This is a genomic window from Cognatiyoonia sediminum (assembly GCF_900129845.1).
GTDB classification, from domain to species: Bacteria; Pseudomonadota; Alphaproteobacteria; order Rhodobacterales; family Rhodobacteraceae; genus Cognatiyoonia; species Cognatiyoonia sediminum.
Map to the genome: position 1 here is coordinate 193,107 of NZ_FQXB01000003.1, position 14,710 is coordinate 207,816.

Sequence of the window (14,710 nt, forward strand, 5' to 3'; positions counted from 1 at the left end):
CACGTCTCCCGAATGTGCTTTATTCGACCATTGCTTTGTAAGCAGCTTCATCCATGTACTCGTCCATCTGGGACGGATCGGATGGCTTGATTTTGAAGAACCAGCCGCCTTCCATTGGATCGTCGTTCACCTTTGCAGGTTCGTCACCCAAAGCTTCGTTCACTTCCACGATCTCACCATCAATGGGCGCGAGGATGTCAGAGGCCGCCTTAACGGATTCGATCACAACGACCTCATCATCTTTGGCCACTTCAGTGCCTGCCTCTGGCAGTTCCACAAAAACGATGTCGCCCAATTGAGTTGCTGCATGCTCTGTAATGCCAACAACGACCAAATCGCCGTCCTGCTTGAGCCATTCATGCTCTTCTGTGAATTTCATTTGGGTTCCCTTCCTGTCTTAACGTTTGAAATTGGCCGGTGTGAACGGCAGTGAGGCGACCGTGAGTGGTAGGCGTTTTCCCCGAAGTTCGCCGAACACGACGGAGCCTATGTTTGAATGTTCGACCGAGACGTAGCCCATTGCAACAGGTCTCTCGACGGTCGGGCCAAAACCACCAGATGTGATCTGGCCGATGCATTCGGGACTTGTCTCATCCGCGAAAAGCGGCACACCTTCGCGCATCGGCGCACGACCTTCGGGCAGCAAACCAACCCGCTTGCGCGAGGCTCCGTCGTCGAATTCTTGCAAAATTCGATCCGCACCCGGGAAGCCCCCTGCCCGATCACCGCCTGCGCGGCGCACCTTCTGGATCGCCCAAGTCAAACCGGCCTCAACAGGCGAGGTGCCGCTATCAATATCATGACCGTAGAGGCAAAGCCCCGCTTCCAAGCGCAGGGAATCCCGTGCGCCAAGGCCAATCGCCTCAACATCGTCATGGGCCAATAGCGCTTCGGTCAAAGCAACGGCCTGCGCTTCTGGTACCGAAATCTCATACCCGTCCTCGCCCGTATAGCCAGACCGAGAGATCCAGCAGTCAACACCGACCAATTCAACCGTGGCGACATCCATGAATTTCATATCGGCGACGATTGGGTTCAACGTGGCCAAAGCAACTTCGGCCAATGGGCCTTGCAACGCGATCAAGGCACGGTCGGTGATCGGCGTCACAGTCAGCACTGGCTCCAACGCCGCTTTTAACCGCGCGATATCGGCGTCTTTGCAGGCCGCATTCACGACCATTAACATATGATCACCCCGATTGGCGAACATCAGATCATCCTCGATCCCGCCGTCTTCATTGGTGAACAAGCCATAGCGCTGACGCCCCTCACCCAAACCCATCGCATTCACTGGGATCAATGTCTCAACCGCCGCAGCAACATCGGCATAAGGCGCGCCATCGATCCGTACCTGACCCATGTGGCTGACATCAAACAAGCCAGCTTTGGTTCGCGTATGGACATGCTCTTTCATCACACCCAAGGCATATTGCACCGGCATCTCATAGCCAGCGAATGGCACCATCTTGGCGCCCAAGCCCACATGCAAATCATAAAGCGGCGTGCGCAACAGATCGGACATCTCTTCCTCCCAATCGTCTCGCACTGATGTGACATCACGGCGAGGCATCCAGTCGCGTAAGCAAGCCTTACGCAGCGATGCCCCCTCTGTCCTTTTGCCTGAGATCGTTATCCCTTCGGCGCGCTGGCTAAGCGTCTCTCCAGAGTTTGTTCCAACTCGTCGGTCCTTGGGCCTGAGAGTTTACCGGGGCGGTTGCTCCTTCGGCACGGACGAATCCGTTCTCCCGTCGAGTTGGATGTTTCGTATCGGAAACTTTTTCACCGGGCAAGTCACAAATATGCGACGGCACACAATTGTATACCTGCCCAAATGAAATTGGCGCCCACCAGGGACAGGTGGACGCCAACCGAGCTACAACAATTGGGGGTTATTGCAGGCTCGCGGGGTCTTTATCTTCGATCGCAGGCCAGTTGGTGTCGGCAAGCTGAATGAAGCCTGGGACGTCTTCCAACCAACGTTCTTGAATGTCGGCAGAGATGTTCAGGAATAACTCGCCATCGACAACTTTCCACTGATTTGGATCGCCATCGAACTTGAAGCCCATGGCCGCACCAAAGGCACAGTAACCGCCGTACTGTGGCAGGTAGGCTTCTGGATCAGCATCAAAGGCCGCTTTGTGTTCTTCACTGGCAAAGCGGTAAGTCGCATCGTTGTAGGAAGATGTGATCGTCCAGTTGCCCGGAGTTGCTTCGCCCACGGTGAAATAGGCAACAGGGTCGTAGCCTTGCAGCGCCAAACCTGTGGAGCTTGCGTTCAGCTCAACGCCGGCGGCCAAAGATTGTGTTGCAACAGCGACGGTGAGCGCGACGCCAGTAAGGATCGATTTGATTGGTTTCATGGCTAAGTCTCTCTTTTCAGAATGTGTTAGGAACTAATCGGTTCCGAACTATTGAATGCCATTAGGAACCAATTGGTACAAATAAACTGTTTGTGATAGAACGGTCGAAACGAAAGGACGGCACGAATGGCGCGACCCAGAGAGTTTGAAATGGAAAGCGCGATGGAAGGCGCCATGACGATCTTTTGGCGTCAGGGATTTCGGGCGACCAACCTACCAGAACTTTTGGACGCCATGGGTCTGACCCGCGGCAGTTTCTACAAAGCGTTTGAGGATAAAGAGAGCGTCTACCTTGGCGCCTTGGACCGCTACGATGAAATCGTGATTACGCAGACGCTCGAAAAACTACAGGGCAGCGATGCGCCCACCGCCAGCGCCTGTCTCGAACAGATTTTCCTGCCGTCCGCGACATCGAAATGCGGCTGCTTTATCTGCAACGCGATGGTTGAACTTGGCCCCGACAATCCAAAAGTCGCCGCCAAAACCAAAGCCATGGCCGCACGGCTCAAATCAGGTATCGTAAGGGTTCTTGAACACCATGGCATCGGCGAAACACCTCAGCGCCGAGACGAATTGGGCGATGTTGTCTTACACCTTTATTTCGGCCACCAAGCCGTCGGGAAATCAGGCGCAGCCGACAAAGACTGGGGCGCGACGCTCAAACGAATATTGGGCGAGAGCGACTAGCCAACAATCAACTGCTTCAGTTGCAGCGCCTCAAACTCCAACTCATTCAAGCGCGAATTCACCACATCGCCAATCGTGACCATTCCGGCCAACATGCCTCCGTTAACCACAGGCATATGCCGGAACTTACCCTCAGACATGCGGCGCAAAACCTCGATCAACGTATCGTCCTCGCTGCAGGTCACGACATTCTTTGTCATGTTCTCGGCAACTGTCTGCGGCAGGGTCTGGCCCGGTGTCTCTGCCAGTTTCCGTACAATGTCACGCTCCGACAGAATACCCGCCAAGGCCCCCATATCATCCACAACGATCAACGCACCGATGCGTTTGTCATGCAAAACTTGAACCGCGGCAGCGATGGTTTCACTCTGATTGATGGTGATGACATCATTGCCTTTCCGGTCCAGCAAATACTTGATCTTACCGGCCTCGACATTGGCCTTGCTTTCTACAGATTGGCTGGCACTCGCCTGTTTGGCTTTGTCGCCCGCCATCGGCGCTTGATACGAAGTCGGCATGGTCTGTCACCTCAATCTGAATGCTTGGGATAAGGTGAACTTAGCAAACTTGGCGCATATTCCAAATTTATCTGGACCAAAGAGGTCTGGCACCTTCATGCGATCAAACCTAAAGTCTCGCTAACGTAAGCGGGATAAACCATGAAACTCGAATTCCATCACATCAATTTCGTATCGAAAGACGTCGATGGGATGCACGACTTTTATACTAACGTCCTTGGCATGGATGACATCCCGATGGAAAGTTTCCCCCGTACCGAGGCCGAAGATGGCAAAGGGTTTGATGGCAAAATCCGCTTTGCGACCGACAATACGATGCAAATGCACCTTGCCGAACGTGACCTGACCGTCGCCTTCCGTAATGGCCACACCATCAACCCAGTAGACCAAGGCCACATCGCCTTTCGCACTGATGATCTGGCCGCGTTCCTGAAAATTCTCGACGATCGCGGCATCCCCTACTCCGACTACGGAAACGCCTTTTCCAAGGAATGGCATCAGGTGTTCTTCCAAGACCCAGAAGGCAACGTGATCGAGGTGCATCAGAAAGTAGCCTAACCGCGCCAACTTGCGCTGGACAATTCTAACACGCCGCGCTCAACCTGCGCGCATGTCACCGATCGCGCATCTTCAAACATCGACCAAAGCCGCCAGCATCGGCATCGTGCTGGGCGGGGCGCTCTGGGGCCTGTTTTGGATACCCTTGCGCGCCTTTGAAGACATTGGCTTCGAAGGCGCCTACCCCGGCTTTGTCTTCTATATTATCGCTTTGTTGGTGTTCTTGCCGCTGACATTGGCGTTCAGAACACCGATCACATCGAAACGCGATCTTGCCTTAGCTGGGCTCCTGACTGGCACCGCGTTTTCCTTCTATGGCACTTCGATCATTTTGACAGACGTGGTGCGAGCGTTGCTTTTCTTTTACCTCACACCCATCTGGGGCACCGCAATCGGCATCCTCTTCTTGGGTGAACGCCTAACCGCCGCGCGGGTTATCGCGATCCTTCTGGCCTTTGCCGGCCTCTTCGCTGTGATCGGGTTCGGCAGCAGGGATGCGATCAACCTTGGCGACCTGTTGGCCTTCACCTCCGGCATATTGTGGACGATCGGGTCTTATAAAATCTACCAGATGAAAGACACACCTGCGGTTCAGCTTTGCACAGGGTTTCTGACCGGAGCAATCGTCGCCACAGCAGCTTTGATCGCCTTTGGCGGTGACGCTCTCCGTGGGACCGATCCGTTTCCAGCGCTTGCGCCGTTGTGGCCCTATCTTCTAGCAACCGCTCTTTACGCCCTACCGATGATCTTATTGACCATCTGGCCGCCCAAAGTCCTAACACCCGGTCGCATCGGCATCTTGTTGATGAGCGAGGTTGTCGTTGGTTTCATCTCTGTAGCCCTATTTGCAGGCGATCCTCTTGGTCCGTTTGAGATCATCGGAGCAATTCTGATTGTCGCAGCCACCAGCTTGGAAATCTTGGGTAACAAGGACGCCACCTAGAATACTGCGTGATCGCCTCGGTCCACCGTCACCCGACCCGCCACCAAATCCTGATAGAACTTGGCCAATGTGTCCGTTCCCGTTTCAGGTGTCGCATCGGCATCATACCGGCCCGCTGCTTTATCGAAGACCAACATCGACTCCGTCGCATAGTACCGACCGATCCGAGCGAATTCCGCTTTGTCTCGCGCACGGCGACTGACAACACCTACCGCTGACAACACCCCAATGATAGCAGTCATAATCCCGACGGGGACTCGTTTGACCTTTATCTCTCGCCCTAACGCGTCAGCCAACAAATGCCCTTGCTCTAACGGCGTCAAAGCAGGACCCGGTCCGCCAATCGGCAACACGCGATTTTGCAATCCGGCATCGGTCAGGCAGCGGACCATATACTCCGCCAAGTCCCGATCACTGATCGGCTTACACGCCGTCAATTCACCATCACCGAAAACCAAAAACGGTTTACCTGCCCGAAGCCGATCCAACTGCCCAGACAGAGATTTGAAGTAAGCGGTCGGGCGCACAATCGAATAGGTCAGTCCACTGCCCTTTAGCTCCGCTTCGAACGCAAGTTTGGCCTCTTGAAACGCAAGCATGGGCCGCTGCACACAGATCGCCGACAGCAAGTTAAACTGCCCAATCCCCCGCGCCTTAGCCAGTTCCAAGATGTTCAAATGCGCCGCATGATCAATCGCCCAAGCATCGGCAGGCGATCCGGTCCGCGACGCTAAACAAGAGATCACAGCGGCAAAAGGCCGCTCCGGCACTGCCGCCGCTAGACTCTCAAAAGACGTCACATCGGCCGCAACAAACTCATCTGCGTCAACCTCGGTCCGCCCGACAACGGTCACGCGATAGCCGGACGACTTCAAAGCCACTAAGACCGCGCAGCCAATCGACCCCGTCGCGCCAAATAGCAGTATGTCATGTCCCGTCGTCATCGGCCCCAGCAAATGCCGGATCAAACACAACATCAACCCAATCCCTGCCTAAACTCGCGGCAATTTCGGTAAGTTGTGCAACGTAACCCACAGAATCTCTTGCCAGATCAGAATTTCCGATCAAAACTAACCCGTCATCCAACGGGAGTATGAGATCAAAGTATCTTACACGGTGTCAGCGCTTGCGCTTGGCTTGGCTGCAACGACAGCCTTTGCGGAAGAAGTCCGCGTTTACAACTGGTCCGACTATATCGACGAAGCCCTGCTCGAAAAATTCGAAGCAGAAACTGGCATCGACCTGATCTACGACGTTTTTGACAGCAACGAAGTACTCGAGACAAAAATGTTGGCAGGGTCCTCCGGCTACGACGTGGTTGTGCCCTCTGGTACATTCCTGCAGCGCCAGATTGCAGCAGGCGCGTTCCAGCCATTGGATCAAGGTCAGCTGTCGAATTCCGGCAACTTGTGGGATGTCATTGCGGACCGCACAGCGCAATACGACCCCGGCAATGCTTATTCCATCAACTACATGTGGGGTACGACTGGCCTCGGCGTGAACGTCGGTAAGGTACAAGAAATCCTGGGCGAAGATGCTCCTGTGGGCTCACTTGCGTTGGTGTTTGAGCCGGAGAACATGGAAAAGCTCGCCGAATGTGGCGTTCACTTCCTCGACGCTCCATCCGAGATCATTCCAGCCGCGCTGGCCTACTTGGGAGAAAACCCTGACAGCCAAGATCCAGACGTCATCGCAAAGGCAGAGCCGCTTTTGATGGCTGTGCGCCCCTACGTGACAAAGTTCCATAGCTCTGAATACATCAACGCGCTCGCCAACGGTGACATCTGCGTGGCCATCGGCTGGTCCGGTGATGTGCTTCAGGCCCGCGACCGCGCATGGGAAGCCGAAAATGGTGTTGAAATCGCCTACAACGCACCTTCCGAAGGCGCGCTGATGTGGTTTGACCAAATGGCCATCCCGGCAGACGCACCAAACCCAGAAGCGGCACATAAATTCCTGAACTTCATCATGGATGCCAACAACATGGCTGACGCGTCTAACTACGTCTACTACGCCAACGGCAACCTTGCCTCGCAAGAGTTCCTTATCGAAGACGTGATTGGCGACACGGCGATCTATCCTGATGAAGCCACGCTGGAAAACCTCTACACCACAACACCTTACGGTCCACGCGTACAGCGCACCGTGACCCGTTTGTGGACGAAGATTAAGTCCGGCACCTAAGCAGGATGACATCGATTAAAATCTGGCTCGTGGCGGCATTCTTTTGCGCCGCCACGGCCGTTTCGGCGAATACAAAGCTTTTGTCCCTTGGCGACAGCCGCGTTGCGGGTGAAGAAAATAGATACCATCACACATGGCGTTATCCGCTCTGGGCTGGTCTGAATGCAGCCGGGTGCGCGGTTGACTTCATTGGTCCCCTCGAAGGGCCAGATTATCCAAACATCAACGGCATTGAATTTGATGATGACCATGCCTCCTTCGGCGGTTTCACTACAATTGATGTGCTCGAAACCTTGGAAATCGCTCTTGAATCCGGCGCGCCAGATCTCGTCATTTTGTCGATCGGCGGCAATGATCTTCTCGAAGGCGAACCTGTTGATGACATCCTATTTCGATTGGCTCAAATCATCGATCTAATTCGCGATGAAAACTCCGACGTGACAATTTTCTTAGAGCAAATACCGCCTGGCATCCCCAGTGTCATGCGTGGAGGGCAGCAAGCAAGATTTGAGGCTTTCAATACCGGTGTTGCTGACGTTGCCTCGGTTAAAGACACCTCGCGATCTCGCGTCATCGCAATTGACATGCAACCGGGCTGGGATGGGAACACCATGCTGTCCGATGACGTTCACTACACTCTAAAAGGCGCGAGCTTTGTCGCCGCTAACTACGAAAAGGCAATCGTTAATGAGCTCGGCAACTGTTGAATTTTCTCCTTGGACTGACCCAGATACGACGCCTCTCATCTCGTTTGAAGGTGTCACCAAACGGTTCGGCAATTTCACCGCCATCGACAACATCAACCTCAACATCTATCCGCGCGAGTTTTTCGCTCTGCTCGGCCCTTCCGGATGCGGCAAGACCACATTGATGCGGATGCTCGGCGGTTTTGAGGAAGCCACAGAGGGCACCATCACCATCGACGGGCAAGACATGGCGGGCATCCCTGCCAACAAACGCGCGGTGAACATGATGTTCCAATCCTACGCGCTTTTTCCGCACCTCACCGTCGCTGACAACATCGCATTCGGTCTACATCGCTCGCCCATGCCGAAGTCCGAGATTCAAGGCCGCGTGGATGAAATGCTGCGCCTAGTACAGCTGCAAAAATTCGCCAAACGCAAACCGCATCAAATCTCTGGCGGTCAGCGCCAACGCGTCGCCCTAGCCCGCGCCTTGGCCAAGGCTCCGAAGCTGCTGCTCCTCGACGAACCGCTCGGTGCGCTTGACAAAAAACTACGCCAAGAAACCCAGTTTGAGCTGATGGACATCCAAGAAACCACCGGCACCACTTTCGTCATCGTGACCCACGACCAAGAAGAAGCGATGACGGTCGCCAGCCGCATCGCTGTGATGGACAATGGCCTGTTGAAACAGGTCGACACACCTGACCGCATCTACGAAACACCAAACTCCGTTTATGTGGCGGATTTCATCGGCGACGTGAACATCGTCACCGGCACTGCAACAACCGTCGATGGCGATGCAACACAACTGACTTGGGCCGAAGGTGTAGCCCCAATCAAAGGCATGACAGGTGCTCAGGTCACCCAAGGAGAGCCAGCCAGTTTCGTCATCCGCCCCGAGAAGGTCTCTATCAACAAATCCGAGCCTGAGGCCTCCAATAAAGTGCAAGGCCAGGTTCTCGACATCGCTTACCTCGGCAACATGTCGACCTATCACGTTGAACTGCCGAACGGACAAATCATTAAATCCCAAACCGCCAACAACCGCCGCATCGCGCGCCGTGACATCACTTGGGAAGACACCGTTTGGCTATCTTGGACCGAAACCGCTGGAATAGTTCTGAGGGACTGATGCGCAGACTACTGATCGCCATTCCCTATATCTGGCTTCTGCTCCTCTTTTTGGTGCCGTTCGGTATCGTGCTCAAAATCTCCTTGTCAGACTACGCCCTCTCAATCCCGCCCTATACGCCGCAACTCGACCTTTCGACAGGTTGGCAAGGCTTTGCCGAGTTCTGGTCGCAACTCGATATGGAAAACTACTGGTTCCTGACCGACGATGATCTCTATTGGAAAGCTTACCTCTCCAGCCTCCAAATCGCGGCCCTTTCCACGTTCTTTACACTCCTCGTTGGCTTCCCCATCGCCTACGGCATGGCCAACGCGCCGGAACACTGGCGTCCGACGTTGATGCTGCTCATCATCTTACCGTTCTGGACCAGCTTCCTGATCCGCGTTTACGCGTGGATCGGCATCCTCTCGAACGAAGGGTTCCTCAACCAATTCCTGCTGGCCATCGGCCTGATCAGCGCTCCGATCAAAATTCTAAACACCGATATCGCCGTCTACATCGGCATCACCTACACCTACCTGCCCTTCATGGTGCTCCCGATCTATGCGACGCTGGAAAAACTCGACGGCTCCTTGCTCGAAGCTGCCGAAGACCTCGGCTGTACCCGCCTGCAAGCCTTCTGGGCCGTCACCGTGCCCCTTTCCAAACCGGGTGTCATCGCCGGTTGCTTCCTCGTCTTCATCCCCGCATTGGGCGAATTCGTGATCCCCTCCCTGCTCGGCGGGTCTGACACGCTGATGATCGGCAAAGTCCTTTGGGAAGAATTCTTCTCCAACCGTGACTGGCCCGTCGCTTCAGCCGTGGCAATCATCCTCCTGTTGATCCTTGTGATCCCGATCATCCTGTTCCAGCGCAACGAACAAAAGCAACGGGAGGCAGGCAATTGAGACGCATGACCTCCTTCAACGTGGTATCGCTGACACTCGGTTTCGCGTTCCTCTACATCCCGATGCTGATCCTGATCATTTACAGCTTCAATGAATCGAAGCTTGTGACAGTTTGGGCAGGCTTCTCCATCAAATGGTACGGCGAACTGCTCCAGAACGAAGCCTTCCTTGACGCCGCATGGGTCACGGTCAAAGTCGGTTTCTTTTCGTCAACCATCGCCACCGTCCTCGGTACCATGGCCGCCTTTGTCCTCGTCCGGTCCGGCCGGTTCTTTGGCCGCACGCTTTTTTCTGGAATGATCTACGCCCCGCTCGTGATGCCAGAAGTCATCACTGGCCTATCGCTCTTGCTCCTTTTCATCTCTCTGAGTGTAGATCGCGGCGTCTTCACCATCGTCCTCGCCCACGCGACGTTTTCGATGTGCTACGTCAGCGTCGTGGTAAGTTCTCGGATGGCGACCTTTGATCAATCCTTGGAAGAAGCCGCCTATGACCTCGGCTGCACCGGCTGGGACGCCTTCAAAAGCGTCACCTTGCCGATCATCGCACCCGCTGTCATCTCCGGCTGGCTCTTGGCGTTCACGCTGTCGCTCGACGACCTCGTAATCGCCAGTTTCACCGCTGGTCCGTCATCGACGACCCTGCCGATCAAAATCTTCTCCAGCGTCCGCCTTGGCGTAAGCCCAGAAATCAACGCTTTGTCGACGATCATTATCGGTTTGGTCACTGTAGGAGTGATCGTGGCGTCGATTACATCCAAACGTGCGCTAGTCAGACGACAGCAAGAAACGGTCTAAAGCGGCCAAGCCTCCAGTACTTCAACCAAAAGCTTAGTAAATTTGCCTGAATTGTCCCGATTCTGGCGACAATCACTAGCTTCCTGTTCAATTGAAAATAAAGACCGCAAAATGGCGGAAATTCAGCAAAAAGGGGGCTGAATTGTGTTTGAAATGTGTTATGCGTGATTCAATCAGTAACGAATGCATATTGTTAACGAGGGAATAATGGCAAAAATCACTACATTTATTGCAGCATCCTGCCTCGCTTTTGCGGGCGCAACTGCGAACGCGGCTACTGTCACAAACGGTAGCTTTGAAGACTTCGACGGCGATCTAAACGGCGGTGGCTGGAATTTCTTCGACACCATCGATGTTGCGGGCTGGTCAGGTACGCCAAATATCGAAATCCAAACTTACAAAGGCGTAGGTAGCCCAGCAAACGGCACAATCGGCTTGGATCCAATCGATAACACTGTTGGTTCACACTATGCGGAACTCGACACCAACACGAACTCTGTGTTGAGCCAAACCATCAACTTCGCTGAAGCAGGTCGTTACGTTCTTAGCTTCCTTTACAGCCCCCGCGTTGACAATCCAGATACAGACACAAACGACATGTCTTTCAAAATTGAAGGTCAGGGAGATACTGTACTAGAGGAAACGATCCTAGGCGCACCGAACGGTGACTATCCGCACGGCGAATGGACTCGCGCAGATTCCTTTTTCACCATCGAATCACTTGGCGACTATGTACTGTCATTCGCAGCTCTTGGCGGCAGCTTGTTCAACGGCTGCGGTAACTGCGGCGCCTTGATCGACGATGTGTCTATCGCTGCTGTAATTGGTGAGAACCCACAACCAGTTCCACTACCAGCTTCTTCTCTGCTTCTGCTCGCAGGATTGGGCGGTTTGGGTGCTATGCGGCGGATGAAGCGCTCTTAAGCGCTCATACAAACCCAACCACCTAAAGATAAAGGCGCGGTTCTTCCGCGCCTTTTCTAGTTTTTGCCACCTAGACAGAATTTCGAATCCGAGCCAATTGATTTTGAAACTTCCCAAACACTGGAACTTTATCAAAGGCCTTTTGCATCGCCTTGAGAGCGGCAGCGCCATCGCCAACCCGATAGGCAGACATGGCATAGTCACCTAACATCTTCGCAGGCGCCGCGTCCCAAGCAGCAGCTTGGCCCAATAGATCTGCTGCCTCTTGCTTCTTGCCCATTTCGGACAGCACTAATCCTAACTTATGTACGTAAAGTGGATTATCCTGCGAGAGTTTTGAGACGCCGCGCAGAATCCTCAACGCACCTTTTTGATCATCTGCAGCTAGCAAGACATCGGCCAGACGCATCGCGTAAAGGGGGTTGTCCGCCTGCTCCTCCGCAGCGGATTCAACCATCTTTCTTGCGTTCAAATCGCCTAGGTAGCACTGCACCAATCCTTTCATGGATTGATAGGCCAAAGCATGTTTGAACATGACCTCTTCCGGCACAGCGTCCAGCCTATCGCGCATTTTCTTCAACTGCGCCTGGTCATCTTTCAGACGTGACGCCTTCCCATCCAGAACCAAAGAATGCCAGTCCAATGCGACAGATCGAAGATCCTTGCGCAGTTTCTTATTGATGACTTTACCCACCAAATACGTGCTGGAATTGTCCTCTGTGGCCTTGAGCCGAAGTTGCCTGAGAATTGGCCCGTCGAAGGGCAGAAAGTTATTTTGGTTGATCATGAAGTTGAGCAACAGATGAGTCCCAGCAAGGCAGACGTCTTGGCTCAGCGGCTTGAACAAGAAGGCTTCGCGAAAAGCGATACCCGCTTTACGCCGTTGTCCGCTAGAAGCGTAGCACACAACCTCGACAGATCGCGCAGACACAAAATCATCAGGCCAAATATTTGGATTGGCCGCCGCAGCCCGCGCGTACCCTGCGGCCATACCCCACTTTTCTTCGTGAAGCTGGCTGACCGCATGAAACACATCAATGAAGGCGTTCTCCGACCCTTCATTCTTTATGGTCTCGAGAATTGCGCTTGCCGTGCCATATCCATCGGGGGTCGCCAAATGAACCGCGACTCGAGAATAGGCATGGGCCATGTCGCTCGGTCCAAAATAACTTTCCGGCCTATTCAACAACCGATCCGCAGCCTTGGCGTTGGCAAGCGTCATCTCCGCGTCGCTCAGCACCTCTTTGAACCGTAACCGCTGCCGCCCGGAAATCCGTGCGGCCGCCGTACTATAGGCGCTCAGGATCGGGGCGATGATGTTATCAACCTTCGACATGGCATAAAGCTCAAGGAAATCGCGCTGCTCTGGGTCCAACCCCTCCAAAGGTGCTATATCCCCGATAGCATTCAAATTCGGAAACTGCGCCTGCAATCGATCAATCGACGCTTGGCAATCGGAAAAGATCAGGGCAGTCTTCTCCGGCTCTTTCTCCAGATGCGCCTCGTAATACTCATCCGGCTCCACCTTCGACGGCCAGACCGTGTGCATCCACGGCTTGGTGTCTAAGATGTCCCCGCGCCGCAGGTGATAGGCAACGCTCCCCGCCTCGCCTTTCGACAGGGTCTCATCCACCAGCGAACAGCGTTCTTTCAGAATATCGACCAATTCAATCTGATCGAAATAGCTGCGATAGGTGCCGCGCACCGCCTCGTCTTCTTCCCATGGGAACAGGACAATCTCGAACCCCTCTTCAACCAAAAGGTTCCCGCCATTCAACAGATGCCGCTTCAACCGCTTGGGGTTTTTGTCCGCAAGAAACTTCCAAAGTGGTGCTGCATCCCGCCCCAGCTCGTCATAGCGGTCTTTCGATAAGAACCGCGAGGTCATCATCTGATCGGAAAACAGCTTTTCCGGATGCTCCATATTGATTGCGACGCTGTCTTTCGTCGGCCAATAAAAGAACGGCTCAACCCCAAACTGCTCCGCGATCTTGAAGCAGTTGAGCATCATCAACAGGCGCGCACCCAGCCCGTCCTTGCGGGAGCCTACGATGCACCCCGCCTTCGCCATTACGATGCGTGGCCCTTAAAGCTGTCCTGATGGTCCAAGAACCAGCGGTAGGTGTCCTGCAAGCCCTGCCCTAGCCCGATGCTGGCCTGCCAGCCCAAGGAACCGAGCCGTGACACATCCATCAGCTTGCGCGGCGTCCCGTCGGGCTTTGTCGTGTCCTGCGTGATCGCACCCTCATACCCAACTACACCCGCGATCATCTGCGCCAGTTCGGAAATGCTCACATCGGCGCCCGTGCCCACATTGATATGCGACAGCATCGGGTCAGTGGCCCTAGCATAGTCCTCCGCACGCAACCCCATCACATGCAAGCTCGCCGCGGCCATATCCTCCACGTGCAAGAACTCTCGCCGCGGCGTGCCCGTGCCCCAGATCACGACCTCTGGCGCCCCAGCAACCTTCGCCTCATGGAATCGCCGGATCAGCGCGGGCAGCACATGGCTGGTCTCCAAATCAAAGTTGTCATGCGGGCCATAAAGGTTCGTCGGCATCACCGACCGATAGTCGCGGCTATATTCGCGGTTATAGCTTTCGCACATCTTGATCCCTGCGATCTTGGCAATCGCGTAGGGTTCATTCGTAGGCTCTAATGTACCGGTTAGTAACGCATCTTCCCGCATCGGCTGATCCGCCAACCGAGGGTAGATACAGGACGAGCCCAAGAACAACAGCTGCTGCACTCCGGCCTTATGCGCCTGATGGATCACATTCGACTGGATCATCAGGTTTTCGTAAATGAACTGCCCCGGATAACTGTTGTTGGCTTGAATGCCACCCACACGCGCGGCGGCAAGCACCACAGCATCAGGTTTCTGATCTTGCATAAACGCGGCCACAGCGGCCTGATCGGTAAGGTCCAGCTCAGCATGGGTGCGGGCGATCACCTCATCCCCACGCGCGGCCAGCCCAGCCGCAATCGCGCGCCCCACCATTCCACGATGTCCGGCCACATAAACGCGCATC

General features: G+C 54.5%; 16 protein-coding genes and 1 riboswitch. Of the genes, 9 read left to right on the top strand and 7 right to left on the bottom strand.

From position 1 onward, the window contains the following. Nucleotides 1–19: 19 nt before the first annotated feature. The 3 genes from gcvH to BUA85_RS11400 all read right to left on the bottom strand — a co-directional run bounded on the left by gcvH (nt 20) and on the right by BUA85_RS11400 (nt 2,360). Nucleotides 20–379, bottom strand: a complete 360-nt coding sequence (gene gcvH, locus BUA85_RS11390; protein ID WP_072901201.1) for a glycine cleavage system protein GcvH — start codon at nt 377–379, stop codon at nt 20–22. 18 nt (nt 380–397) lie between these two features. After that, nucleotides 398–1,522 (bottom strand): glycine cleavage system aminomethyltransferase GcvT, encoded by a 1,125-nt coding sequence (gene gcvT, locus BUA85_RS11395; protein ID WP_072901498.1) that lies wholly within the window; start codon nt 1,520–1,522, stop codon nt 398–400. A gap of 150 nt (nt 1,523–1,672) precedes the next feature. Then, a riboswitch (glycine riboswitch) is annotated at nt 1,673–1,758 on the bottom strand. A gap of 131 nt (nt 1,759–1,889) precedes the next feature. Continuing rightward, nucleotides 1,890–2,360: a YHS domain-containing (seleno)protein gene (locus tag BUA85_RS11400; protein ID WP_072901203.1), complete on the bottom strand. Its 471-nt coding sequence runs from the start codon at nt 2,358–2,360 to the stop codon at nt 1,890–1,892. Between the two features lie 126 nt (nt 2,361–2,486). On the opposite strand from BUA85_RS11400, the gene BUA85_RS11405 reads away from it, so the two are divergent. After that, complete coding sequence (locus tag BUA85_RS11405; protein WP_083526264.1) at nt 2,487–3,047, top strand: TetR/AcrR family transcriptional regulator; 561 nt, start codon at nt 2,487–2,489, stop codon at nt 3,045–3,047. Here BUA85_RS11405 and BUA85_RS11410 read toward each other — a convergent pair. Next, the gene (locus BUA85_RS11410; RefSeq protein ID WP_072901207.1) at nt 3,044–3,565 is read right to left on the bottom strand and encodes a CBS domain-containing protein; all 522 of its coding nucleotides are present in this window, start codon (nt 3,563–3,565) and stop codon (nt 3,044–3,046) included. The genes BUA85_RS11405 and BUA85_RS11410 overlap by 4 nt on opposite strands. A gap of 141 nt (nt 3,566–3,706) precedes the next feature. On the opposite strand from BUA85_RS11410, the gene BUA85_RS11415 reads away from it, so the two are divergent. Further along, nucleotides 3,707–4,123: a VOC family protein gene (locus BUA85_RS11415; protein WP_072901209.1), complete on the top strand. Its 417-nt coding sequence runs from the start codon at nt 3,707–3,709 to the stop codon at nt 4,121–4,123. 52 nt (nt 4,124–4,175) lie between these two features. Beyond that, nucleotides 4,176–5,066 carry a DMT family transporter gene (locus BUA85_RS11420; protein ID WP_072901211.1) on the top strand — a complete coding sequence of 297 codons (891 nt, stop codon included), beginning with the start codon at nt 4,176–4,178 and terminating at the stop codon, nt 5,064–5,066. Here BUA85_RS11420 and BUA85_RS11425 read toward each other — a convergent pair. Further along, nucleotides 5,063–6,043 carry an NAD(P)H-binding protein gene (locus tag BUA85_RS11425; protein WP_131802801.1) on the bottom strand — a complete coding sequence of 327 codons (981 nt, stop codon included), beginning with the start codon at nt 6,041–6,043 and terminating at the stop codon, nt 5,063–5,065. The two genes, BUA85_RS11420 and BUA85_RS11425, sit on opposite strands and share 4 nt — an antisense overlap. Nucleotides 6,044–6,182: 139 nt before the next feature. Between BUA85_RS11425 and BUA85_RS11430 the strand changes: the two genes are divergently transcribed. The 6 genes from BUA85_RS11430 (at nt 6,183) to BUA85_RS16940 (ending at nt 11,676) form a co-directional block, all read left to right on the top strand. After that, entirely contained in the window at nt 6,183–7,250 is a 1,068-nt protein-coding gene (locus tag BUA85_RS11430; protein ID WP_242649053.1) for a polyamine ABC transporter substrate-binding protein, read from the top strand. A 5-nt stretch (nt 7,251–7,255) separates the two neighbouring features. Beyond that, nucleotides 7,256–7,957 carry an SGNH/GDSL hydrolase family protein gene (locus BUA85_RS11435; RefSeq protein ID WP_072901217.1) on the top strand — a complete coding sequence of 234 codons (702 nt, stop codon included), beginning with the start codon at nt 7,256–7,258 and terminating at the stop codon, nt 7,955–7,957. Next, entirely contained in the window at nt 7,938–9,068 is a 1,131-nt protein-coding gene (locus tag BUA85_RS11440; RefSeq protein ID WP_072901219.1) for an ABC transporter ATP-binding protein, read from the top strand. Before BUA85_RS11435 ends, BUA85_RS11440 begins: the two co-directional genes overlap by 20 nt. Continuing rightward, nucleotides 9,068–9,955 carry an ABC transporter permease subunit gene (locus BUA85_RS11445; RefSeq protein WP_072901221.1) on the top strand — a complete coding sequence of 296 codons (888 nt, stop codon included), beginning with the start codon at nt 9,068–9,070 and terminating at the stop codon, nt 9,953–9,955. Before BUA85_RS11440 ends, BUA85_RS11445 begins: the two co-directional genes overlap by 1 nt. A 5-nt stretch (nt 9,956–9,960) precedes the next feature. After that, nucleotides 9,961–10,752, top strand: coding sequence for an ABC transporter permease (locus BUA85_RS11450; protein ID WP_423219908.1), 792 nt, complete (start codon nt 9,961–9,963; stop codon nt 10,750–10,752). 207 nt (nt 10,753–10,959) lie between these two features. Then, nucleotides 10,960–11,676, top strand: coding sequence for a VPLPA-CTERM sorting domain-containing protein (locus BUA85_RS16940; protein WP_242649054.1), 717 nt, complete (start codon nt 10,960–10,962; stop codon nt 11,674–11,676). Between the two features lie 70 nt (nt 11,677–11,746). Here the strand turns inward: BUA85_RS16940 and BUA85_RS11460 are convergent, their stop codons facing one another. Together BUA85_RS11460 and fcl are read right to left on the bottom strand one after the other, a co-directional pair. Then, nucleotides 11,747–13,747, bottom strand: a complete 2,001-nt coding sequence (locus BUA85_RS11460; RefSeq protein WP_072901227.1) for a tetratricopeptide repeat protein — start codon at nt 13,745–13,747, stop codon at nt 11,747–11,749. Beyond that, nucleotides 13,747–14,709, bottom strand: a complete 963-nt coding sequence (fcl, locus tag BUA85_RS11465; RefSeq protein WP_072901229.1) for a GDP-L-fucose synthase — start codon at nt 14,707–14,709, stop codon at nt 13,747–13,749. The genes BUA85_RS11460 and fcl overlap by 1 nt, the downstream gene beginning before the upstream one ends. Nucleotide 14,710: the final 1 nt, after the last annotated feature.

Excerpts from the sequence above, each read along its gene's own strand:
- BUA85_RS11420 (WP_072901211.1), top strand. The coding sequence starts at position 4,176 with ATGTCACCGATCGCGCATCTTCAAACATCGACCAAAGCCGCCAGCATC.
- gcvT (WP_072901498.1), bottom strand. The coding sequence starts at position 1,522 with ATGTCCGATCTGTTGCGCACGCCGCTTTATGATTTGCATGTGGGCTTG.
- BUA85_RS11450 (WP_423219908.1), top strand. The coding sequence starts at position 9,961 with ATGACCTCCTTCAACGTGGTATCGCTGACACTCGGTTTCGCGTTCCTC.
- BUA85_RS11440 (WP_072901219.1), top strand. The coding sequence starts at position 7,938 with ATGAGCTCGGCAACTGTTGAATTTTCTCCTTGGACTGACCCAGATACG.
- BUA85_RS16940 (WP_242649054.1), top strand. The coding sequence starts at position 10,960 with ATGGCAAAAATCACTACATTTATTGCAGCATCCTGCCTCGCTTTTGCG.
- BUA85_RS11425 (WP_131802801.1), bottom strand. The coding sequence starts at position 6,043 with ATGTTGTGTTTGATCCGGCATTTGCTGGGGCCGATGACGACGGGACAT.
- BUA85_RS11460 (WP_072901227.1), bottom strand. The coding sequence starts at position 13,747 with ATGGCGAAGGCGGGGTGCATCGTAGGCTCCCGCAAGGACGGGCTGGGT.
- BUA85_RS11405 (WP_083526264.1), top strand. The coding sequence starts at position 2,487 with ATGGCGCGACCCAGAGAGTTTGAAATGGAAAGCGCGATGGAAGGCGCC.
- BUA85_RS11400 (WP_072901203.1), bottom strand. The coding sequence starts at position 2,360 with ATGAAACCAATCAAATCGATCCTTACTGGCGTCGCGCTCACCGTCGCT.
- fcl (WP_072901229.1), bottom strand. The coding sequence starts at position 14,709 with ATGCGCGTTTATGTGGCCGGACATCGTGGAATGGTGGGGCGCGCGATT.
- BUA85_RS11415 (WP_072901209.1), top strand. The coding sequence starts at position 3,707 with ATGAAACTCGAATTCCATCACATCAATTTCGTATCGAAAGACGTCGAT.
- gcvH (WP_072901201.1), bottom strand. The coding sequence starts at position 379 with ATGAAATTCACAGAAGAGCATGAATGGCTCAAGCAGGACGGCGATTTG.
- BUA85_RS11410 (WP_072901207.1), bottom strand. The coding sequence starts at position 3,565 with ATGCCGACTTCGTATCAAGCGCCGATGGCGGGCGACAAAGCCAAACAG.
- BUA85_RS11445 (WP_072901221.1), top strand. The coding sequence starts at position 9,068 with ATGCGCAGACTACTGATCGCCATTCCCTATATCTGGCTTCTGCTCCTC.
- BUA85_RS11435 (WP_072901217.1), top strand. The coding sequence starts at position 7,256 with ATGACATCGATTAAAATCTGGCTCGTGGCGGCATTCTTTTGCGCCGCC.